The following is a 21,700-nucleotide window of genomic DNA, read 5'->3' as shown; positions in this document are numbered from 1 at the left end:
GACCACCAGCGATTACTCATCTTCTGGTGGATCGAGCCGAATCATGAGCCAGTTTTCGGTCGTCTCAACTCCAAAATGAGCCAACACGGGGACTTCATTCTGAGTGAGGTTGTAAAGTCCGGTTTCGATCACCAGATCATCCGTGGTGCCAATGCGGAAGGCCACTCTTTGCGTCTCAGAATCAACCTGACCCTGCACAGATGTTGCTTCATCGGTCTCTGCGTTAAAGAGCGTTCCACCGATGATCCCCGTGCGTGTCACAGCCAGTTGAATACTGAGTGAAGGGCTCTTGTCATCGCGGTCTGTCGAAATGGCAAATGTCCCCAGTGGCATCCATTCCATCGCTGCCGCCTCTTCGTCATTGGCCGGTGCCGGGACTGTCGCCAGAACTGCAGCACTTTCTGCAAACTCAGCCGGTGTCGCCACCACCTGACCATTGATCAACACGGAATCCGAGTTGATCACCACATTTCCACCCGTCCCATAATCAAAGAAGACTGGCTGTGACCACACGACGGCGGGAGGAGGCTGCCTCCAGGTGAACCATGTGGCAAAGGTCGTCCAGACAGGCACTCGCCACCAGAAACTCGGGCTTTGCCAGACACTCCAGCGATGAAAATGCCAACCACCCCAGCCATGAGGATGACTCACCCACCAGTTGGGGCCATACCAGTTTCTGTGAAAACCGTTGTATCTCCACGATGAACGAACACTACCGCCCCAACTATTCCAATAATCTCGGCGGTTAGGGTGATCATTGAGCCAGTTCCCCATGCCGGGCTGACCTGGCAAGGGCCTGATCGCATTCCCCCAGTTGTTTCTGATCACATTGATCTGATTGTTATTGATGTTCACCCAGCTCGGGCGGTTGTTGATGTTAATATCACCTGGACGTCCCGGACGTGGCCTGTCTTCAGGTCGACTCCAGTCTGGCCGTTGACCGTTTCCAATCCCGGGTCGCTCTCCAATCCCGGGGCGATCTCCAATACCTGGGCGATCTCCAATACCGGGCCGATCTCCAATCCCAGGGCGATCTCCAATACCAGGGCGATCGCCAATACCGGGTCGATCTCCAATACCTGGCCGATCTCCAATACCGGGTCGATCTCCAATACCGGGTCGATCTCCAATACCTGGCCGATCTCCAATCCCGGGTCGATCTGGTAATGGGCGTACGGGAGGTTCCGTTGGTCGGATAGGCCGTTGCATGCCCAGAAAATCACCCAGATCCCCCGGCGTCGGGCGTGTGACCCCACCCACACCCGGACGGCCTGCCCCGCCCCCAATCTCTGGACGAGAAATGCCCGGTCGAGAAATGTCTGGGCGAGAAATGTCTGGGCGAGAGATCTCCGGACGCCCTGTTCCAGGACGAGTGATCTCAGGTCTGGTGATATCAGGTCGCGTCGTACCGGGGCGATTGATCCCCCCTTCAGGCAGTGAAGGACGAGTTACTCCGGGACGATTTCCACCAATGTTTCCAATGCCGCCGGGAAGTGTGGTTCCCGGATTTGATGTCCCGGGGCGATTGATGGAAGGCCTGTTGCCACCAACTTCGGGGCGATTGCCAATCCCGGTCCCAACGCCCGGACGGTTCTCCGGAAGTGATGGTCGGGTTTGAGGCAGCGTCGGGCGTGTCTGGGCTGCACCACCACCTGCCCCAGGCCTCGTCGTGGGCAATGTCGGCGCTGTCGGCCTTGTTGTCGGTAACGTGGGGCGATTGTTTCCTGAAGGTCTGGAGATCCCACCCGATGGCAACGAATTCGGCCGATTGGCCGGAAGTGATGGACGGGCCGCTGGCGTATTCGGTCTGGCGGTCGGCAGGTTAGGCCTCGCTGCTGGTGCACTGGGCCGGGCCGCTGGCGCACTGGGCCTCGCCGTCGGTGCAGCAGGTCTGGAGGGCATGGATGGCCGGGCTGCTGCTGCTCCCCCCCCACCACCGCCAGAAGGTCGCGAGATATTTGGCCGATTGCCACCGCCACCGCCACCTCGACCACCAATCGCCCAGACGGGCGAGAGCGATGCCAGCGATAGCGAAACCGCCAAAGTCCATGAAAATTTCTGATACATGATCGCTCCCTGGATGTCGCCCGGCATATGGAGTGGAGTCGTGGTCTCGAAAAACAATGCTTCTGGGTCTCAATACCAATGTTGGCGTTCAATATCTGAGATGGCTCCAGCCTCAGAACAGGTACGCCCTAAGCAACTCACCGACCTGGAACATTCGCATTGGGAGCTGATTCCACCTGAGTCATCGACTCGCTGTTGACGCGAATCACGCGGATCTCTCCCGTGGATGGAAGTGGCACACCACCCAATTCGCGACCAACGGATTCGACCGTGTAGGCATCTGCCGATTCCGGCCTCAAGATCTGCCGCGAAGATCCGCGTGTTCCATCAGCCAGTGTCATTGTATTGCGAATCGTCCATTCCCCACTGGCCAGGGTCCAGAGGCCTTCACCAAAAGCACCATCCGATTCAAAATTCCACGAACGGATCGTTTTCTGCTGCGCGTCCCAGCCGATCACTTGTGTCCCTTCATGGCTGATCTCGTCATCAATTCGCACCTTGTAGGCCCGAATCAGAAAAGCCTGCTGACTTGACCAGCGCACAGTCGTCTCAATGGAAACATCCTGATTGTCGTCGCGCCACTCACCCACCAGCCAGGCCAGGTTCTGCAACATGGCCTTTCCTTCGACCGCAGCCGATTCTTTCACCGAATCGAGTAACCACTGATTCCCTTCCTTGACGAGCACAGCCTCAAAGCTTGAGACCGTGGCGTCACTCTCTGGAGCACTGGTCGTGACGATTCCTTCGAACATCAGCACTTCCTTGGTGACGGGTCGCACCGATTGCACATTCGCAATAATCCGCAGGCCCGGGTTTTCTTTGAAGAGGTTGCCGAACCCTTCTTTGAGTGCTGCATGGCCAGTCACAATCAGCCCATCGGTTTCGTCCTCATAGGTTCCCGTCGCACGCCACAAGGCAATAAGGTCATCGATCTTCGCAGCATTGAAGGCCTGGCCATACTTCTCAGCAAAGCTGGTGACAATGGCCAGTGGCTCTTCACTCGCAGGTGGTGCAGCAACCGGTGCCGCCACAGGAGTCGCCCTTGAGATGGGTGTCGGCGTTGGTGCCGCACTCTGCTGGGCGAATGCCGAAGAAACTGTTCCACCCAGCGTTCCCAGAACACCCATAACCAGCAGGACGGCACTCACCCGCAGCATGCGTGTGGCGCCTGTCGATGTTCCAATCGTGATCCAGCAATCGGCCTGACCATCACTGACCTGTAACCTTGCAGGCTGAGACCCATTAAAAGTCGATATTTGAGGAGCAAGCATGATGGAACTCTTAAAGATGGAAGGTGATGGGATCACTCAGACGATTGGAAAACCAACCTGGACATCGTGAGAAAGTGGCCGTCACGCACCACGCACTTTCATCCACGATTGACGACTAACGCACCACAGTCAGCTTATCAAGCCGTTTCAAAGAAGGGAGTGAAGTTTGTGTCAACGTAGCAAATTTACCCAAATCGCTCCCCCTCCACCAAAACCACACGTATGAATTCAAAAGTCGTCTTCACCAGAAAATTCGAATTGCCTAAATTGACAACGACAAAATGAAAATTCTGCAGGAAGCACGACAGCGAAGGGAATCCCGTCATGCGTCTGGCAATTTTTGAAAACTCCGCTTCATCAGCTCTTGAGCCACTCGTCTGGGTCCGTCCCGTGTTCGAGTTGCTGACAGGCCACTTTTCCACACGTGAACGCTGGCTGAAAGTTTTGCAGCCGGATGAATGGGGGGCGATTATTCGTCCGCACCTTCTCGAAACGTATCGCGAATCCCATCCCGATGCTTACGTCAATGATGCCCGCTGGCTGGCTGGTGGTCACACACTGTTGCTGAATGGTCAATGGCTCTGCAATCCCGCAGAAGTCCCGGAATTCAGCGATGAATCTGTGGGAATCGTCGATGGAGAAATCGCCTGGCTAGTTTGCGATCCACTCGAAGCCACCTTGCTACTCGATCATCACCTCGACGAATCGCTCGTCCGGCTGGCTCAATCTCGCAAGCGAGTCGTCTCACCCGGAAAGATCCTGCGAAGACCATGGAATCTGGTCAATGAGAATGAGCAGCAGATCTGTGAGGATCATGCCTTCCGACAATCATCCTCAAGTGAACTGAAAGCTCATCCAAACCAGACCTTCACAATCGTGGGGCCAACGCAAGCGCTGTGGGTTCATGAATCTGCCAAAGTCGATCCTTTTGTCGTCTTCGATACGACGGGTGGCCCCATTTACATCGACCGCGATGCCGTCATTCAGGCGTTTACCCGTATGGAAGGCCCCTGTTATGTTGGCCCGGGGACTCAACTTTTCCGTACGAACCTCCGCGCGGGTACCAGTTTTGGCCCCATGTGCCGGGTGGGTGGAGAGATCGAGAATTCCGTCTTCCAAGGCTTCTCGAACAAGTACCACGATGGCTTTCTGGGCCACAGCTATGTCGGCTCGTGGGTGAATCTGGGGGCCATTACGACCAATAGCGACTTGAAAAACGATTACTCGAATGTCTCCGTCCCCATTGGTGGCACATCGATCGCAACGGGTGAGAAAAAGGTGGGCTGCTTTCTTGCCGACCACGTGAAAACGGGTCTGGGGAGCATGTTCAATACGGGAAGTGCCGTGGGCGTGATGAGTATGATTCTCCCGGCGGGCGAACTCCTCCCCAAACATATTCCCTCGTTTACCCGATTCTGGCACGGAGAGATCGAAGAGCTATCCAGCATCGAACCCCTGCTCGAAACGGCAGCCATTGCCATGAGCCGTCGTGGCGTAGAGTTTTCGATCGCTCAGGAAAGAATGCTTCGATCTGTCTGGCATGCCACGAAACCCGAACGCCAGAAAGCCCTGGCACGCCAGTCGTCTCGATCAATCGAAACTTCCAGACAGAACCAATAGAGCGATATTCCATCGAATCGAGAGCAATGAACACCTGACTCGGATTCGTCGATTAAGAGTAATTTGTGTGCCATGCTTGCGGCTTCGAGCAAGCATGCTTGACTGAACCCAACGCTCTATTGATTTCTGGGATTTGTCGACTCGTCATGATGAGAATGTGTTCGCACGCACCAACAAGTCCCCATCCAACCTAAATCGGGGTCTTGAAGCCCATCGCGCGAATGGCACACCAGCCTTTGCGGGCCTCATAAATTTGAAATGCCCCCGAAATCAGCAGGGCAATCCCGGTACAGACCATCGCAATCACCGCCAGTCCGGCAATGGCCACACCCAGGCAGACCAGTCCGCCAATCGTACAAACAATACCGCCAATCATGCGGACCCGGCGTCCCTTCTGATCGATGTTGCACTGCATGGGATGACCTCACTTTCTCTTTGTTCGCAGCAAAATCGTGGCAGATGATCAAAATTCGTTATGCGATTTCGCGGGATATCTGCCAAGCTGTGCTTGATGCCACTGAGAATTCACACCAATGCCGCAGTTCATTGCAGGAGTTCCCCATGATCCACCGCTTTGCTGGCCTGTCTGTCTCTTTGGGAATCGCTTTTTTCATTATACACGCGGTCTCCCCACTTCTTGCCGAAGATCCATCACCAGCCGTCAGTTCTCAGAAAACAGCCCGTCCGAACATCCTTTTCATTATCGCTGATGATCTGAATAACTCTCTGGGATGCTATGGTCATCCTCTTGTCAAAACGCCTCACATCGATCGACTCGCTCAGCAATCAGTTCGCTTCGACAAAGCCTACTGCACCTTTCCTTTATGCGGCCCCAGTCGCAATTCCATTCTGACGGGTCTGTACCCCAACTCGACCGGTATTCTGCAGAACTCGCAGATCTTCCGGCAATCGATCCCTCAGCACTCCAGTCTCCCCGAACAGTTTCGCAAGGCTGGGTATTTCTCCGCTCGAATTGGCAAACTTTATCACTACAACGTTCCGACATCGATCGGGACGGATGGTCATGACGACCCGGCTTCGTGGGAACTGAAAATCAATCCCGCAGGGATCGATCACCTGCAGGAAGAAGACAAGATTCACACTCTCACACCCCGGCAATTTGGTGGCACACTGAGTTGGTATGCATCCCCCGGCAAGGATCTCGAACATACCGATGGCAAGGTCGCCACCGAAGCCGAACTTTTACTCAAACGTTTTGCTCAGCATCCGCAGCAGCCGTTCTTTCTGGCAGTTGGCTTCTATCGCCCACACACACCATTCGTGGCTCCTGCCGAACCTTATTTCGGTTGGTATGATCGACCTCAAATGCCTTTGATCCCCGGCATCCAGGAAGATCAACTCGATATCCCGAAGCCGGCACTGGCCAGTGCCAAGAAAGAGCAGGATCAACTTACCGATCCCATGCGGCAGGAAATCCTGCAAGCCTATTTTGCCAGCATCAGCTTCATGGATGCCCAGGTGGGGCGAGTCCTGGCCTCGCTGAAAGAGAATGGCCTCGCCGACAACACGATTGTCGTTTTCACCAGTGATCATGGCTATCACCTCGGGGAGCATGGTCTCTGGCAGAAGCAAAGTCTGTTCGAAGAAAGTGCCCGAGTCCCACTGCTGATTTCTGCTCCCGGAATCTCCAAGGCTGGCCAGGTGGTTACAGAACCCGTTTCTCAAGTGGATCTTTATCCAACTTTGGCAAAGCTGGCGAACATTCCCACTCCCGCCAGTCTGCAAGGCCAATCGCTGGTTTCGTTGCTGACTGATCCGCAGGCCAAAGGTCGCGGCTGGGCGTTGACTCAGGTCATGCGGAATCAAGGAAATCCCAATCGTGCGGGAGCCGCAGCCAAAAAGGGAACCGCTGCGTCAGTTCCTCAACCACAGCCCACCAGCAATCGGTTTTTTGGCTACAGCCTGAGAACCGACAAGTACCGCTACACGGAATGGGATGATGGCCAGCGGGGTCGTGAGTTGTACGATCACTTGGCGGACCCCAAAGAGTTGAATAACCTGGCCGAAAAACCTGAATACGCCGCCAAAATCACCGAGCTTTCGGCTCTCTTGAAAGAGGCGGTTGGCAAGTCACTTCCTCCGGGTGGCGTCACTCCCGAAGTCTCTGACAAGGACTGGCCTCCCGTTCTGGCACCTCTGCGAGATTAGTCCTGCTCCGCCTCGTTTAAGAGGTGTTTGGCAGATCTCAAAGTTTACAGAGAACAGAGAGCATGTGCTCTGCATATAGACCGATCACCACGACTTGGAACAGTAGTCGATGATCCGCACCAGTTCCTGCTTCAATTGCGGCCGGGAGACAATGCGATCGACAAAGCCATGCTTCAGCAGGAACTCGCTGGTCTGAAAATCATCAGGAAGTTCAATTTTGCAGGTTGCTTTGACCACACGCGGGCCGGCAAAACCAATCAGGGCCTTGGGCTCAGCAATGGTAATATCACCGAGCGAAGCAAAACTGGCAGCCACACCACCCATCGTCGGGTTCGTCAGCACGGAGATAAACAATCCACCCGCTTCGTGATAGCGAGCGAGTGCCGCAGAGACTTTACCCATTTGCATCAAAGAGACAATCCCTTCATGCATACGGGCGCCGCCACCAGAGCCGGAAACAATCACCAGTGGCAGTTTTAATTCGGTGGCCTTCTCGACCGCACGCGTCAGCTTTTCGCCGACCACTGATCCCATCGACCCCATGATGAAAGCAGAATCTGTCGTGGCAAAGACCAATGGTCGGCCACGCATATAACCTCGGCCCACCGTACAGGCATCGCGCATGCCCGTTTTCTTCTGCTCGGCCTTCAGTCGCTCGTGATAGGGCCGTGAATCGACAAAGCCCAGAACATCCTTGGGGGCCAACTCACTGAACCACTCTTCAAAACTGTCTTCATCCAGCAGTTGGGCAATGCGTTCAGCCGTCGGAACATAAAAATGGTGGTCGCATTCGGGGCAAAGGTGGAAATTCTTCTCCACCTGCTTGCGAAAGACGGTCGCCTTACACGATTCACATTGAATCCACAGACCGTCAGGGACGCCCCGCTTAGGTCGCATCTGGCCATTGGAAGTGATTGCGTCCAAGGGTGCGCCGGTGCTCATTGATGATCCTTACCCCAGTAAGCCCTGACAAATTAATCTGCTCAGGATACTGACTGTTGAATTTCGATGTCCAGGGTATCGCTTGTTCCGATGATCTCACAGGAACACGGTTTTCGTACGTTGACTGTCGGCGGAAATGTCCTTTGGCCACAGACTTTCATGCGTGGCAGTATAACGAAAACGGGAAATTTTGCCGAGAGTACACGACAGGTCGTGAACAAACCGGGATCAATTTTTTTCACGGCAATGCTGGAAATGCCTCAGCCTGATATCCACGCACTTAAATGGTCTGCGATTCTGTCACTGCTGTCACTGCTGTCACTGAGTTGGAATTGGCAACAGATGACTGCCCCATCCAGCCACTGAAAATTGACCAGCGACTGGCCATCCGTGGTGCCGGGATCGTGTTGCAGATTGTTAATAATTCGCAGTGGCAATGATCAACTTCTGCCACTTTAACTGTCGACAGCTCATGGCCAGATTCGCCCAGGGAACTGGTAGATTTCTGCAATTCGGGAGCAGTCTGAGACGATGAATTTCCCTTCTCAGGAGCTTCCAGAATCATCGTTTCGGCTGGCGACAGAAACTCCCGCACATAGCGAATCAGCGGATCATCGGCCATAATGATCAATCCCAGATACCGTCTGGTGGCCTTTTTCAAGATCGTGGCGACACGCTGGCGCACATCATCGCCAGCTTCTCCTTCGGGAGGCGATTCCACATCCAGAAAGGCACCTTTCGAACAGAATCGGCGTCCATACTTCCGCTCGATTTCTGACCTCTGCAGGCCTTCCCACAATCCCAGCGACTGATTGGCCAGCAAAGGTGTAGCAACAATTGGAAAACCCAATTGAGTGGCCAGGATCTGGGCAGCTTCGAAAGCGGGCCCGGAGTCTGACGAGTAAATCGCCCCGACAGCCAGATCTTTGGTGACCAGTTCGTGAAGAAAAGTTCCCGTCGCAGCGACTTGCTCAATCCCTCGGGGAGAAAGCGAAACATCGAGCCCACCAACAACACGCATTTGTGAACACAATTCCGTTGCCCCTGGTTGCACCAGAACAACGTGTGAACAGCGAGACATATGCCTCAACACTCCAAAGAAGAAGATGCCAACTGCTCCAGTTGCCTCATGGCAATGGCATAATCGCTGACATCAAAAATTGCACTTCCTGCAACAAACAGGCGTGCCCCCGCAGCTGATGCTGCAGCAATCGTCGTCGTTCCTATCCCGCCATCAATCGAAAGCCGGACATGTGGTGCGAGCCGGCTTCGCAAAGCGCGAACTTTATCAAGCACCTCGGGCATAAATTTCTGACCGCCAAACCCGGGCTGCACACTCATCACCAGAACCAGATCGCATTGATCAAGCCATGGCTCGAGGTGCGAAAGTGGTGTATGCGGGTTAATCGCCAGACCAGCATGCGCACCCCCTGCACGAATTCTCTGGAGAATCTCGGCAGGCTCTGGTGCCGCTTCAATATGAACTGTGATGGCGTCACATCCGGCGGCTAAGTACTCATCCACATACTTTTCCGGATGAGCAATCATCAGGTGTGCGTCAAAGAACAAGGACGTTCTCTTGCGGACACTGGCAATCAGCATGGCTCCATACGACAGATTGGGAACAAAGTTCCCGTCCATCACATCCCAGTGCAGCAGATGTGCATGGGCCTCTTCCAACCGACTGACTTCTGTCGCGAGATCTGCAAAATCGACTTTGAGCATTGACGGAGCGATCACAGGGATCTGGCTACCCAATGCCGCATCAAGTCGAGAAGGATTCGGAACCATACAGTACCTGAGGACAAACCATCATTGGCTGTCGGAAACCAGACCTGCATCATTTTTTCGATGCAGACTGGCTAAATCATCCACGGATTCCAAAGAAACCGTCAGACCGACAGGGCCGAGGACATATCCTCAGCCAGAGATTCTGATCATTGAACTCGCGCTCATCGACCAGTGAAGAGTAAAAAATGACCACCAGAGCCATCCGCCCTGGTGGTCATCATCATCCAATTAGAGCTTGGCAACCTTGGCAATGAGGTCGGCTGTCCGGTTGGAATAGCCAAACTCGTTGTCGTACCAGCTCAGAATCTTGATCATCCGCTTCTGGAGAACCATGGTCCAGGGAGCGTCGAAAATCGAGCTGTGAGCATTACCAATCACATCGCTCGAAACGATGGGATCGGTGTTGTACTGCAGAATTCCCTTCAGCGGGCCTTCGGCAGCAGCTTTCACAGCAGCATTCACTTCATCAACAGTCACGTCCTTGCCAAGTTCGGCGACCAGGTCGGTAATGCTGCCGCAAGGCACAGGGACTCGCAGCGAAATCCCGGTCAGCTTGCCATTGAGTTCTGGCAGAACTTCACCGACGGCCTTAGCGGCACCGGTCGATGTGGGGATAATATTCACGGCGGCAGCTCGTGAGCGATGAATGTTATCGTGCAACTGGTCAGCGAGACGCTGGTCGTTGGTGTAGGCGTGGCAAGTGGTCATCAAACCCTTGACGATGCCAAAGTTTTCGTGCAGCACCTTCGCCACGGGAGCCAGGCAGTTGGTGGTGCAACTGGCATTCGAGATGCACTTGTGCTCGGGAGTGAGCTGATTGTCGTTGACGCCCACCACGACGGTCAGGTCAGGTGTATCCTTGGCAGGTGCAGAAAGAATGACCTTGCGGGCACCAGCTTCCAGATGGCTGTCGTAACCAGGCTTTCCATCCTTCGCACGAGCAGTGAAGAAACCAGTCGACTCGAGAGCGATCTCGACGCCCATTGCCTTCCAGGGAAGCTGGCGGGGATCGCGTTCAGCGACCACTTTGACCTTCTTGCCGTTGACGACGATTGAGTCGCCATCGACTTCCACAGTTCCAGGGAATCGGCCATGAACGCTGTCGTACTTCAGGAGCATAGCGAGAGAATCAGGCTTACCCAGGTCGTTGACGGCGACAATTTCAAATTCTTCCGGGCGGGCTGCCATTGCACGAAATGCGACACGCCCAATACGTCCAAAACCGTTGATGCCAACCTTCACCGGGGCCACAAGCACACTCCTCAACTGAAGTACAGTCTGGACATGTCTCAACAACGAAGTCGGACAGTTCGCAGACGATCTTTCTTATGCGTCGAAGAGTATACGGCTGCGCAATGCCGTCAACAAGGTGCTGACACAACGCATCCACCATCACCAATGCGATAACTGCTTCTCACCATCTCGACGTCAATTCCACACAGCCTCAACAGGCCGCGCAAGTTCAAGTTCACCGACTCGATGAATTTTCTCATAAGGAAACATTATGGCATTGAAAGTCGATAACATTCCACGCGATATTGTCAGGGTAATCGTGTAAAGAAGTTCGATCCTGCCGTGTTATCAGCCATTGGTGTGGCCACTGCCTTCATGGATCGTTGATTGTCCTTGGAATGAATACGGAGTGATCATCATGGCGACCACGGGAACATGCGGCAGCGAATCGCCTCAACAGGTGATGGAATCCATCGTGAATCTCTTTGCTCAGCATGGCGATTCCAATTATGGCAAAGAGGCCGTTACTCAGCGTGAGCATGCCCTGCAAGCTGCTCACTTCGCCAGAAGCTTCAATGCTCCCGAGTCTGTGGTCGTTGCGGCTTTGCTGCACGATGTCGGCCATCTCCTGCACGATCTTCCCGAAGATGCACCAGATCATGGTGTCGACGATATGCATGAAACGTTGGCTTTTCAGTGGATGGAACCCCGCTTCATTGAAGCGGTTACTCAACCCGCCTGCCTGCATGTCCAGGCGAAAAGATACCTGGCTGCAGCAGAACCCGGTTACTTTGCACAGTTAAGTGCTCCATCGGTGCAAAGCCTTGCCTTGCAAGGTGGCCCGATGTCTGCCGACGAAGTGGCTGAGTTTGAAAAACATCCTTTTTTCAAAGAAGCCACACTTCTACGCCGTTGCGACGAAGCAGCCAAGGTGCCCGAACTGCAAGTTGCTCCCTTAGCCGAATACCTCCCTGCCATCGAACGCTGTCTCAAGCCCCAGGCTTGCTGATCAGGACTTCAAGATTTGACTTAGACAGCGCCAGATGTGCCATGCTTGCGGCTCTGAGCAAGCATGCTCGACGACCCACAACATGCCATTGATTTCTGGGACGTGCAGAGCCACTGCCTCATGAGTTTTACTTGATCAGCAGAAATCGGCGGGCATCTCGAATCAAGCCGGGATCGGTTTCTTCGAGCTTCTTGAGCCACTCTTCGGCCTGCTGGCCAAGAGCTTGAACCTGTGCCAGCTCTTCAGGTGTCAGCTTCGATTCCGACGCTGGCTGATTTTTCACTTCCTGAGCATCTTTCGCACAGTAAATCATAAAGCGAACAATCGCCCGGCGGATGGAAGGGATGCCAAACTCAGGATCTTCAAACTTGGCAATCAGCAGCGGAACCACTTCCCAATCCTTCCAGCGGGCAAGATCAGCAATCACCAGATCAGCCAGCTCAGGCCGGGTCAGGAGCAATTCCATCGACTTCCGCAGACGTTTGGGGCTGATGGTCTCGTTACCGTATTGCCACATGAATCGCAAAGCCTGCATGGCGGCATAAGTTTCGCTGAAGGGTGCCTGCTTATCGGCGAGTTTCGTCCGCTCAAGAACCTCCAGACCCGGCTCTTTTGCGAGAAGCAGATAGCCCCCCATCACCCCATCGATTCCCAGGCGGAAATCGGTATTGGGTTCGAGGATTTTTTTCTCCATCAGTTGCCGGTCTTCGTCATTCCCAGAAAGCCCCATCATCAGGCCATACAAGCCCAAGCGGCTGGGAGAAACTTTGGGATCGACGAGCCATTCTCGCAACTTCTCGCGGGGCATTTTTGAAGAAAGTGGAGTGATCTCTTCGTACGGTGCATTGGCAAATTCACCGTAGGCGTCATCAGAAATGGGTGTTTCGCTGTTTTCCAGATAGCCCATGAAATAAGGCAGTCGCTCGCGATACGGCAGATTCGGCTTCGGCGCATTCTGCAGGTACTCCACCAGTGACTGACTGGCTGCCACCGGAGGTTGCCAGTCGAGTTCAGCTCCGGCTGCATTTCCAAATAACAGATAGCGATCCGTCTTTTCACCGGGGCGATACCTGGGAAGCGTAATCAGATCGTTGACTGAGAACTCATCTTTGGCCTGCTTGATGACCTTGAGAATGCGAAAGGTCGTTGAACCGACATCGGTCTGCTGAGCATCTTTGGCAGATTCCCAAGTCACTTCCAACAAAGCCGAAGCATCACTCACCTGCTCGGAAAGTGTTTTGCTGGGTGCCGAACAAAATGGGCACGCCCGCACAGGTGACACCATCAGCCCCAGGGCCAATATGAGACAGAGCCAACTGATCCATCGCTGCCAAACCGGCTGGTGACCCCGTGATGATCGGCTTACGACTGGCGAAGAAAACATCGTCATAGGATTCTGCATTCTGGTATTTCTCTGATCGATCTTCAGGGATGATGATCAATCCACTTCACTTATGAATTTCAATGGCTTATGGGACGGTTCAGCGCTCGTTAATGACAGCGTCACGAATCCAGTACAGCCCAAAAATCTCGCCTTCAGCCGAGGCCTTTTCAATCACAAAGGTTCCGGTCACATCGAATGGTCGATTGGGAATGTAGTGCGTGGTTTTTCCCGCTGCCATCTTCACACCAATCAGGTCGTAAACTTTGGGATTTCGACCAAAACAGCAAATCTGATTGTCACGAGCCAGCACAAACTCAGTAATCCCTGTCGCCTCGAACGTGGGATACATAAAGCCCCGAATACGCACCTTTTGCCCATTGAGTTGTTTAAGCCAATCGGGCATCAGTTCCACACATTGATCGGTCACAGGTTCCATATTCAGAACCTTGAGCAGATCCAGATCGTCGTAGGAGACCCGCAGTGCCTGATCTTTCCCTTCAGCACTGAACTGCTTTTCCGGAATCAGCAGCTTCACTTCCCGCAAAACGGGGGTTTCGGAACTGTTGCCGGCCTGATCAGCCGGCAACACCTCAGAACCTCGCTGATCAACATTGGAACTGTTAGCTGCTTTGAGAGCCGAAGCAGGTGCCGATGCGGTCCTGGATTCAAACCCTGCTTCGGGAGCCAAAATCAGATCGCTGCGCAGGCTGCTCGCTTTGGTTTCTGGCCGGACGGGTGTCATCTTTCCATCGGCGCTGGCAAGGTTTTCAGCGGCCCCTGCATCAGCCACGATGGCAGTCGTTGCCTGAGGATCAGCAGCTTGTGGCTTATCAGCGCCGACAGAGGCTCGTTCGGTCTGAGACGGTTCTTTGCTGGACGTTGCGACCTGAGATTCTGCCTGGTCTTCACTTTGTCCGCTCGCCTCTGGTGCGGTTTTCACCAGATCTGCATCACCGAATGTCTTGTAATCGCTGTAATCACTCTGAAAACATCCTGAGGCCGTCGTCAGCACGAGCAGCATGGGGAGCCATCGCAAGCGATCCTCGAACCCCCGTTGAAGAGATTGGGGCTTGGATCGGGCTGCAAAACCTGGCTGTGACCACATCGCACTGCTCTCCCATAAACCGCAGGAACACCAATAGAGAGTACGGTTTTTTGCATTTTGAGAACAGCACGATTGACTGTGTGAGCTTGCAAATTCGCCAGATGAAACCACCGGCAGTTGCAATCAAGATGCAGATACGCCTGATTTCAAGCGACTGGATCTTCCAATTAATGGTCACTTCCCTCGGCGGAGGCTGATCAGAGTTCCGAGAAAATCAGCCCGGATCCATCAATAAGCCGTACGGGCAGGACTGTAAAACTGATCGGCATTCAACTGATAAACCGGTGACTGCCCGTCAGCTTCGGCTCCATTTGCCAATGTAAATGTTCCAGCCACCGCTTTGAGTCCGGGAGAAAAATCCACAGCTTTCTCTTTGGGAACACTGATGAGAATCATATCCGTTGGCTTGGGTGCTCCACCAAAACAGCAATCCCCACTGTCTTTGCAGAGTAAAAACTTGGTAATCCCAGCCGTCTGCTTGGAAGGGTACATGTAGCCTTTGATGAAGATCGGTTGGTTCTGCAGTTTCTGAACAGCATCGGGAAGCTCCACCTTCCCTTCAACCACCTTCATGCCGTGAGCGCTGATATCCGAAGCAAAGCTCACCCGCTGATACCCTTCGGGGACTTCCGTAATGTAGGCCATCGCATGCAGCGAGCCAGCCCCCGCGATGATCAGCGACGCACAGACCATCATCGCTTTGCAGGCTCCGGCACCAGAATAGGCTCCTTCGGAGTTGCGAATCTTCCGTAGCGCCATCAGGGCTGCAAACATCCCCAGCAAGGGCAAAACCAGCATCCATTCTGTCAAAAACGACGAAAGACCCAGAATCACCAGGCCTGCGGAGATCGAAACGAGCACTGGAACGGGGCGGTAAGAAAACTCTTCTTCTGAATAGCCACCTTGAGGCAATTCGAGGCCCAATGAACTCACACGAGTTGTCGCAACCCTTTTCTCGTCCAACCTTTCAACAGGCAGCGCTTCTCCGGGGCAATCCACCTCTCCGGGGCGATCCAATGGGGAAATTTGGCCAGCCACTTCGACGGTGTCGGAGCCTGGGTCAATCACTGCAGAGTTCACGGCACTCATATTCATCTGGGAATTCCAGGATCAAACCAGAAATACCAATCTTCGCCAGTAGCCATCCTTGACTTCGCATTCACTTAGCATTGCATCCAATCGTTAGGTCGTCGGGGAACAACCTATCGCGCCCAGAATCCATTCCCGTTATCATCTATTCTGTAGAGTCCTCTCCGGGGTTCAAGCGGTTTCTGGAGATTCCTCGCGAAGAGTTCACACCTTCCACCCGCGCCATCTTACGTCTCCATCATTCGCAATGTTGGATTTAACCCCTGAGATCGATGCGACAGGCCATCTCCAAACGGTTGCAGCGTTTTTTTCTCAACAAAACCTCTCAGGGGAGGCTCAACTGCTTGAGAAACACCGCAACCTGTTCACATATCAACAGTTAATGTCAATTCGACGCTTTCATCGTAAGAGTGAGCGGATGCTTCCGGGTAGGCAGATTCACATGAACAAAAGAGACCCTGTTAAATGGTGACGGCTCACAAAAATTCCATGATGCTTCGCCCCCGAAGTTTTTCCAAAAGCCTGACTAAACCGGGCAACCCACAACCACGTCATTCCCTGCAACCCGTTATTATAAAATAGGTTACAGAATTTATTCTCTTCCCATTTGGAACCGCAATCCCCATTGTCGGCAGCATTCAACTTCCGGGCTCACCAGTCACCAACAGCCATTCTGACGGATCGAGTCTCCATTTTGACCACAGGATGGCAGGAATTGCCGAAACTCCAGCAAACAGCAAACGTTACGAAAAAAATTTCTTGGTCACGAGTCCGACTCCGTATTGACCAATCCTTCAGGTTTGAAATACCACTCTCCGTGTAATGAAGAGATGGTGTCAATCGGTCTCATGGTCTTCCCGGATCAGGTCTCCATTTCCAGCACTCTTCATTCTGTTCCAATCACACGTTCAATGAATGTCGATTCGATTGAGGAACCCAGCGTTCTTCAGCCAACTCGACGGCGATCAAACCGGCGGCAAGGCAACGCCAGACTGATCGTTCCCTGAATGCCAGCCAACTATCACATCACTCGCGGACGCATGACAGGAAGTCGGGCGCATCACGCATGCCTTATGGAGGAGGCTACCTTGGGTAGGGTCATTGGTTTGATCGCGTGCAGCAGTTTGGTCGCCGCTGCACTCTGGCTGACAAATCTTGCGACCACAACAAGGACATTGTCTGCCGGGAATGCCCCGCGGACAGAACAGCAGGCGATGGCTGCCCGAGACGCTTTCAAGCGGGGCAAAGAGCTCTACCTGCGTGGCCGGTACGAAGAAGCGATTCCGCTCCTTCTCTCCAGCAGTGTCAACAACAGCGAACTCAACCTGGCCGAACGTCAGGTCGCTACCGAGTACCTGAGCCGGGCCCGCCAGCGAACATCGGGTTCGCCAGTGGCCAGCAGGTCCACTTCGGCCGACCAGAGTTCGATCCGGTCTCAGTCGCCCGAAGGCTCCAGTCTCCCGGCTGGTGTCGATGAGGCGGCCAAGACTCGTGTCGAGCGACTGATGTCGCAGGCCAAAGTGGCTGCACAGCAGGGGCGCACTAAAGATGCGACCACTCTGGCAACCCAGGCCTTCCAGATCTCTCGCGAGGCTCGCCTCAAATTCTCCAAGGGTGAAGTTTCACCCGGTGAATTTCTGGCCATGCTGCAGGATGGAACATCTGCCAAAGCCGATCAGATGGCCTGGGCCGAACCGTCAACTCCTGCTCCTAAGAGCGAAATTCAACTCACCTCAGGCCAGACTCCCGATTGGGCCAGCCTGACTGCTGATGAAGAGGCATCTTCACCTGCCGTGAAAGGACTGACAGGTAGTTCCGCCAAGGCTCAAGCCGAAGCACTGGTCACTTCCGCCCGTAACGACATTCGGACCGGTGACTACGATGCCGCCCGCAAGAAGGCACTTTCGGCCATGGAGCTGAAAGTCAGCTATGGTCTCTTTGATGATCGCCCCGAACTGGTGATCGCCGATCTGGATCGTAAGCAGGGAACCACCACTGTGACTGGGGCAGCGACCAAGCCCACAGTCACCATGGCTTCCGAGCAGCGACCAGAAGAAGCGGCCAGCCAGCGAGCCACTGCCCTGATTCTCGAAGCTCGCGAAGCCATGCAGGCCGGACAGTTGAGTGTTGCCAAAGCCAAAGCCATCGAAGCTCAGAAAATCGGTGCTTCCTACAAACTCTTCGATGATCGCCCCGAATTGATTCTTTCCGAAATTGAAACTCGCAGCCAGTCTGCCGCGAAAATCGCTCAGGCTTCTGCTGCCCAGGATGCCCCCAAGTCCAACGCCGATAACGCTGCCAAAGCACAGGTCACCCAGTTGCTGGTCGAAGCTCGTTCGGCTTTGAAGGGTGGACTGATTGAAGAGGCTCGTCGTAAGGCCATGGACGCAGAAAAGCTGGCCAGTGCCAACAAAGTGACTTACCAGCTCTTCGAAGATCGTCCGGAGATCGTGATTGCCGATGCCGCTCGTATGGCCACACGGGGCAACAATGCCGCCAGTGGTGCTACCGTCGCAGATCAAGATCCCGCCGTCATCAAGGCCCGCACGGAAGCTTCTGAACTGCTGAAGCAGGCTCGCAATGCACTGGCTGCTGGTCAGGTTGAGAAGGCTCGCGCTCTGGCCACCAAAGCCGAAGCGATGAACGTGGCTTACGAAGTCTTTGCTGACACTCCTGATGCGGTTCTCGCCGATATCGAAGCCGAATCCGCCACTATGATGGCCAGTCGTACCAAGGTTCAACCCGCCGGTGCTACAGTGCCAGCCGGTGAAACCAAGTCTGCTGCCGTCGATCTGGCACGAGCTGATCAGACTCCGGCAGCTTCCCCCTGGGAAGATGATCCTCAGGCACCAGCCCCGATTGCTGCTGCTCAGGGACTTTCTGCAATCGATCTCTATAACCGTGGCATGTTCGAACTCAATCGCGGCAATCGCGAAGCAGCCTACCAGGCTTTCAGCCAGGCTTACGAATCTGGCCAGAAGCTCGATCGCTTCCGCGCTCAGCGATTGCGGGATTACATGCGGGAACTCGCACCTAAGGGTGGCCGAGATGTTCAGATGGTGAACCATCAGACCGAAAGTGGCCCAGCTTTGACCGAAGGTGGCGTGATTGATGACGCCGCCAAGGCCAAGTCGCTCCAGTTTGATCGTCTACGCACAGAAACTTTGAGCACCATCTTCAAGGCTGAGCAGCTTCGCGAAAAAGATCCCGAAACTGCCCTCCAGATGATTGATCGCCAGTTGGCCACCATCGAAAGCTCCGAGCTTTCTCCAGAATCGATGGCTCAACTACAGTCTTCTCTGGGCAAGACTCGCGTTTCGCTCACCAACGAAATTGAGCAGCGTAAGCCAAACCTTGATCAGAAGCGTCACAACGAAGAAGTGCTCGCTCGCATCAAGGGTTCGACCGAAACCAAGATCCGCATCGAGCAGGAATATGCCAAGCTGGTCGAAGAATTCAACGAACTCTTCAAGCAGAAGCGATTCGCCGAAGCCGAAGTCGTTGCCAAGAAGGCTAAAGAACTCAACCCCAGTGAACCTACTTCCGAAACTTTGATCTACAAGTCTCGCTATGCTCGCCGCAACGAGATCAACGCTCAGCTCAAAGATCGTAAAGACGAATCTCACTGGAAGATGTTCAACGATGTCGAGCAGGCCATGCTCGTGAACGTGGGCGATGAAAACCCAGTGGCCTATCCAGAAAACTGGAAGGATCTGTCAGCTCGTCGTTCGAAATTCGGGACCGATAACCGCAAGCGAACCGATGCCGAACTCAAGATCCAGGAAAGCCTGAACCGGGCTGTCTCCCTGCACGAAGACAACGTCCCCCTGGGTGAAGTCATCAAGAAGATCTCCGCCATGACGGATATCAACATTGTGATCGATCCTCGTGGTGTGGAAGAAGAAGGAGCCACGACCGACGCTCTCGTCAGCATCGATGTTGATGGCATTCCTCTGAAGAGCGTGCTGAACCTGATTCTCGAACGCTTTAACCTCGCTTACATGATCCAGGACGACGTCCTCAAAATCACCAGCCGTCTGCGTCAGCAGGGGCAGATGATTGCCGTAACCTACCCGGTCGCCGACCTCGTGGTCCCTATTCCCAACTTCGCCACAGGTGTCGGTGTCGGCATGAACAATGTCGATCCTCGCAATGGCAGCCTCAACCAGGCAGCCGGCAGCATGATGTCTGTCCCCGCCGGGATGGGCGGCATGGGTGGCCAGTCGATGGCTCAGGTGGCACCAAACGTCGCTGGTGGCCTGAATCAGGTCGGTAGCAATCCACGTGCTCCTCAGCAGCCCACTCAAAGCACCGATTACGACACACTGATCGAACTGATCACCCGCACCATCGCTCCCGATAGTTGGGAACAGGTCGGTGGACCGGCATCGATTCAGAGATTTGAAACCACTCTCTCGCTCGTCATCCGCCAGACCCAGGCCGTCCATGAAGAAATCACCGATCTGCTCAAGCAGCTCCGTCGGTTGCAGGATCTTCAGGTGACAGTCGAAGTCCGCTTCGTGACAGTGAGCGACAGCTTCTTCGAACGCATCGGTGTCGATTTTGACTTCAACGTCAACTCGACAGTCGGTGGTCCGGAAACCGACAACCAGGGCTTGCCATTGCCACCATTCGGTGCCGTGCAGTTGCCCACACAAGGAACTTCATCAGCGAATACTGCGGGCACGACAGGCACTACGGGGACTGCCGGCACCGCTGGTACCGCTGGCACCGCTGGCACCGCTGGTCAAGCGGGAGCCGGGCTCTTTGGAACACAACCAACGAGAAATACGACTCAGCGAAGCAGCTATCAGAAGGGTGGCACAATTGTTGGTCTGGGCAGCCAGAACAGCTTCACACCCGATCTGGATATCCCCTTCCGTCAAGGATCGTTCGATATCGGTGTGCCTGACTTTGGTGGATTTGACCCCACCGCCGGTATTACCACCGGTCTGGCCATCCTGAGTGACCTCGAAGCGTTCTTCTTCATCCAGGCCGCTCAAGGCGATAGCCGCAGCAACCTGCTGTTTGCCCCCAAGTTGACCTTGTTCAACGGCCAGACAGCCACCGTCTCCGATACGGTGAACCGCTTCTTCGTCACTGGTTACAACACGACAGTCGGTGTCGGTGCTGCTATCCAGACGCCACAGATTCAGCAGTTCCCCGAAGGTGTGAGCTTGACGGTTACCGCCGTGATCTCTGCCGACCGCCGCTACGTCCGCCTGACCATCATCCCCAACTTCACCAGCATCACCGATGTTCAGACCTTCTCGACAGCCAGTGGTGTCACCGGTAACCAGGCCCAGGCAGGCGGTGCTGGTGGTGGTCAGGCCTTTGGCGGTGTTCAGGCCGGTGGTAATCAGCAACAGCAGCAGTTTGGATTCGGTGGTATCGGTGGCTTCGGTGGCTCTGCCCCGATTGCCAACCAGGCCAGCCGTGTCACCATGGGCCAGGTCAACCAGAACGGTAACAACCAGAACGGCAACAACCAGAACGGTCAGGTTCAGCAGCCTGCCCAGGTCGTTCAGCTCCCCGTGGTCGAGCAGGTCACTGTGCTCACCACAGTGAGTGTGCCCGATGGTGGTACCGTCCTCTTGGGTGGCGTGAAGCGACTCCGCGAAGGACGGAACATGGCCGGTGTCCCCATCCTCAACAAGATTCCTTACGTCAGCCGGTTGTTCAAGAACTCCGGTGTGGGTCGCGAAACCGAGAGTCTCATGCTCATGGTGACACCTCGAATCGTGATCCAGGAAGAAGAAGAAGAGCTGCTGGGCGTCGAAATCGACTAACCCCGCACAAGTGAAAACCAGGTACTCCCGATTCGATTCCTGACCTGATCGACCAGAACTCCGATCCACGTCGCCCAGGCCGCAGGAAATCAAAATCACCACCTGACGAGGATCCGTCGCAAATCCTCGCCCGCCGCAGTCACTGGCCAGTGACTGCGGCGTTTTCTATTTTACAGGGATGGTATTTGGCATTTGATGTTCGGCATTGGATCAATACCTCGTGCCATGCTT

General features: G+C 54.5%; 14 protein-coding genes. 4 read left to right on the top strand and 10 right to left on the bottom strand.

Annotated elements, in window-relative coordinates; genetic code table 11:
• Nucleotides 1–12: 12 nt before the first annotated feature.
• Both PLIM_RS03500 and PLIM_RS22335 read right to left on the bottom strand, forming a co-directional pair.
• A complete protein-coding gene (locus PLIM_RS03500) occupies nt 13–2,067 on the bottom strand; it encodes a hypothetical protein (protein WP_013108933.1) in 2,055 nt (684 codons plus the stop codon).
• 137 nt (nt 2,068–2,204) lie between these two features.
• A complete protein-coding gene (locus PLIM_RS22335) occupies nt 2,205–3,338 on the bottom strand; it encodes a nuclear transport factor 2 family protein (protein WP_013108932.1) in 1,134 nt (377 codons plus the stop codon).
• A 324-nt stretch (nt 3,339–3,662) separates the two neighbouring features.
• Between PLIM_RS22335 and PLIM_RS03490 the strand changes: the two genes are divergently transcribed.
• Nucleotides 3,663–4,958: a putative sugar nucleotidyl transferase gene (locus PLIM_RS03490; protein WP_013108931.1), complete on the top strand. Its 1,296-nt coding sequence runs from the start codon at nt 3,663–3,665 to the stop codon at nt 4,956–4,958.
• 190 nt (nt 4,959–5,148) lie between these two features.
• On the opposite strand, the gene PLIM_RS03485 is transcribed toward PLIM_RS03490, so the two are convergent.
• Nucleotides 5,149–5,373, bottom strand: a complete 225-nt coding sequence (locus PLIM_RS03485; RefSeq protein ID WP_013108930.1) for a hypothetical protein — start codon at nt 5,371–5,373, stop codon at nt 5,149–5,151.
• Between the two features lie 146 nt (nt 5,374–5,519).
• On the opposite strand from PLIM_RS03485, the gene PLIM_RS03480 reads away from it, so the two are divergent.
• The gene (locus PLIM_RS03480; protein ID WP_013108929.1) at nt 5,520–7,127 is read left to right on the top strand and encodes a sulfatase; all 1,608 of its coding nucleotides are present in this window, start codon (nt 5,520–5,522) and stop codon (nt 7,125–7,127) included.
• A gap of 84 nt (nt 7,128–7,211) precedes the next feature.
• Here PLIM_RS03480 and accD read toward each other — a convergent pair whose 3' ends face one another.
• From accD to gap, 4 genes are all read right to left on the bottom strand, one after another.
• Nucleotides 7,212–8,069: an acetyl-CoA carboxylase, carboxyltransferase subunit beta gene (gene accD / locus PLIM_RS03475; protein WP_013108928.1), complete on the bottom strand. Its 858-nt coding sequence runs from the start codon at nt 8,067–8,069 to the stop codon at nt 7,212–7,214.
• 280 nt (nt 8,070–8,349) lie between these two features.
• A complete protein-coding gene (locus tag PLIM_RS22330) occupies nt 8,350–9,150 on the bottom strand; it encodes a histidine phosphatase family protein (protein WP_013108927.1) in 801 nt (266 codons plus the stop codon).
• 5 nt (nt 9,151–9,155) lie between these two features.
• On the bottom strand, nt 9,156–9,860 hold the full coding sequence (gene rpe / locus PLIM_RS03460; protein WP_013108926.1) for a ribulose-phosphate 3-epimerase: 705 nt from the start codon (nt 9,858–9,860) through the stop codon (nt 9,156–9,158).
• 228 nt (nt 9,861–10,088) lie between these two features.
• Nucleotides 10,089–11,111: a type I glyceraldehyde-3-phosphate dehydrogenase gene (gap, locus tag PLIM_RS03455; RefSeq protein WP_013108925.1), complete on the bottom strand. Its 1,023-nt coding sequence runs from the start codon at nt 11,109–11,111 to the stop codon at nt 10,089–10,091.
• Nucleotides 11,112–11,511: 400 nt separating this feature from the next.
• Here gap and PLIM_RS03450 point away from each other — a divergent pair, with 400 nt between their 5' ends.
• Nucleotides 11,512–12,102 (top strand): HD domain-containing protein, encoded by a 591-nt coding sequence (locus PLIM_RS03450; RefSeq protein WP_013108924.1) that lies wholly within the window; start codon nt 11,512–11,514, stop codon nt 12,100–12,102.
• Between the two features lie 127 nt (nt 12,103–12,229).
• Here PLIM_RS03450 and PLIM_RS03445 read toward each other — a convergent pair whose 3' ends face one another.
• The 3 genes from PLIM_RS03445 to PLIM_RS03430 form a co-directional block, all read right to left on the bottom strand.
• The gene (locus PLIM_RS03445) at nt 12,230–13,492 is read right to left on the bottom strand and encodes a hypothetical protein (RefSeq protein ID WP_148226959.1); all 1,263 of its coding nucleotides are present in this window, start codon (nt 13,490–13,492) and stop codon (nt 12,230–12,232) included.
• A 91-nt stretch (nt 13,493–13,583) separates the two neighbouring features.
• Nucleotides 13,584–14,591, bottom strand: coding sequence for a hypothetical protein (locus PLIM_RS22325; protein WP_013108922.1), 1,008 nt, complete (start codon nt 14,589–14,591; stop codon nt 13,584–13,586).
• Between the two features lie 228 nt (nt 14,592–14,819).
• A complete protein-coding gene (locus tag PLIM_RS03430; protein ID WP_013108921.1) occupies nt 14,820–15,686 on the bottom strand; it encodes a DUF3299 domain-containing protein in 867 nt (288 codons plus the stop codon).
• A 1,001-nt stretch (nt 15,687–16,687) separates the two neighbouring features.
• Between PLIM_RS03430 and PLIM_RS24510 the strand changes: the two genes are divergently transcribed.
• On the top strand, nt 16,688–21,469 hold the full coding sequence (locus tag PLIM_RS24510) for a hypothetical protein (protein WP_449300296.1): 4,782 nt from the start codon (nt 16,688–16,690) through the stop codon (nt 21,467–21,469).
• Nucleotides 21,470–21,700: the final 231 nt, after the last annotated feature.

This window comes from Planctopirus limnophila DSM 3776 (assembly GCF_000092105.1).
Taxonomy (GTDB): domain Bacteria; phylum Planctomycetota; class Planctomycetia; order Planctomycetales; family Planctomycetaceae; genus Planctopirus; species Planctopirus limnophila.
This window is presented reverse-complemented; position numbering and strand designations above follow the sequence as displayed.

Bases quoted from the DNA above. Each gene is read 5' to 3' on its own strand.
- PLIM_RS03490 (WP_013108931.1), top strand. From the start codon at position 3,663: ATGCGTCTGGCAATTTTTGAAAACTCCGCTTCATCAGCTCTTGAGCCA.
- accD (WP_013108928.1), bottom strand. From the start codon at position 8,069: ATGAGCACCGGCGCACCCTTGGACGCAATCACTTCCAATGGCCAGATG.
- PLIM_RS22325 (WP_013108922.1), bottom strand. From the start codon at position 14,591: ATGTGGTCACAGCCAGGTTTTGCAGCCCGATCCAAGCCCCAATCTCTT.
- PLIM_RS22330 (WP_013108927.1), bottom strand. From the start codon at position 9,150: ATGTCTCGCTGTTCACACGTTGTTCTGGTGCAACCAGGGGCAACGGAA.
- PLIM_RS24510 (WP_449300296.1), top strand. From the start codon at position 16,688: ATGCCAGCCAACTATCACATCACTCGCGGACGCATGACAGGAAGTCGG.
- PLIM_RS03430 (WP_013108921.1), bottom strand. From the start codon at position 15,686: ATGAATATGAGTGCCGTGAACTCTGCAGTGATTGACCCAGGCTCCGAC.
- PLIM_RS03450 (WP_013108924.1), top strand. From the start codon at position 11,512: ATGGCGACCACGGGAACATGCGGCAGCGAATCGCCTCAACAGGTGATG.
- PLIM_RS03445 (WP_148226959.1), bottom strand. From the start codon at position 13,492: ATGACGATGTTTTCTTCGCCAGTCGTAAGCCGATCATCACGGGGTCAC.
- rpe (WP_013108926.1), bottom strand. From the start codon at position 9,860: ATGGTTCCGAATCCTTCTCGACTTGATGCGGCATTGGGTAGCCAGATC.
- PLIM_RS03500 (WP_013108933.1), bottom strand. From the start codon at position 2,067: ATGTATCAGAAATTTTCATGGACTTTGGCGGTTTCGCTATCGCTGGCA.
- PLIM_RS03480 (WP_013108929.1), top strand. From the start codon at position 5,520: ATGATCCACCGCTTTGCTGGCCTGTCTGTCTCTTTGGGAATCGCTTTT.
- PLIM_RS22335 (WP_013108932.1), bottom strand. From the start codon at position 3,338: ATGCTTGCTCCTCAAATATCGACTTTTAATGGGTCTCAGCCTGCAAGG.
- PLIM_RS03485 (WP_013108930.1), bottom strand. From the start codon at position 5,373: ATGCAGTGCAACATCGATCAGAAGGGACGCCGGGTCCGCATGATTGGC.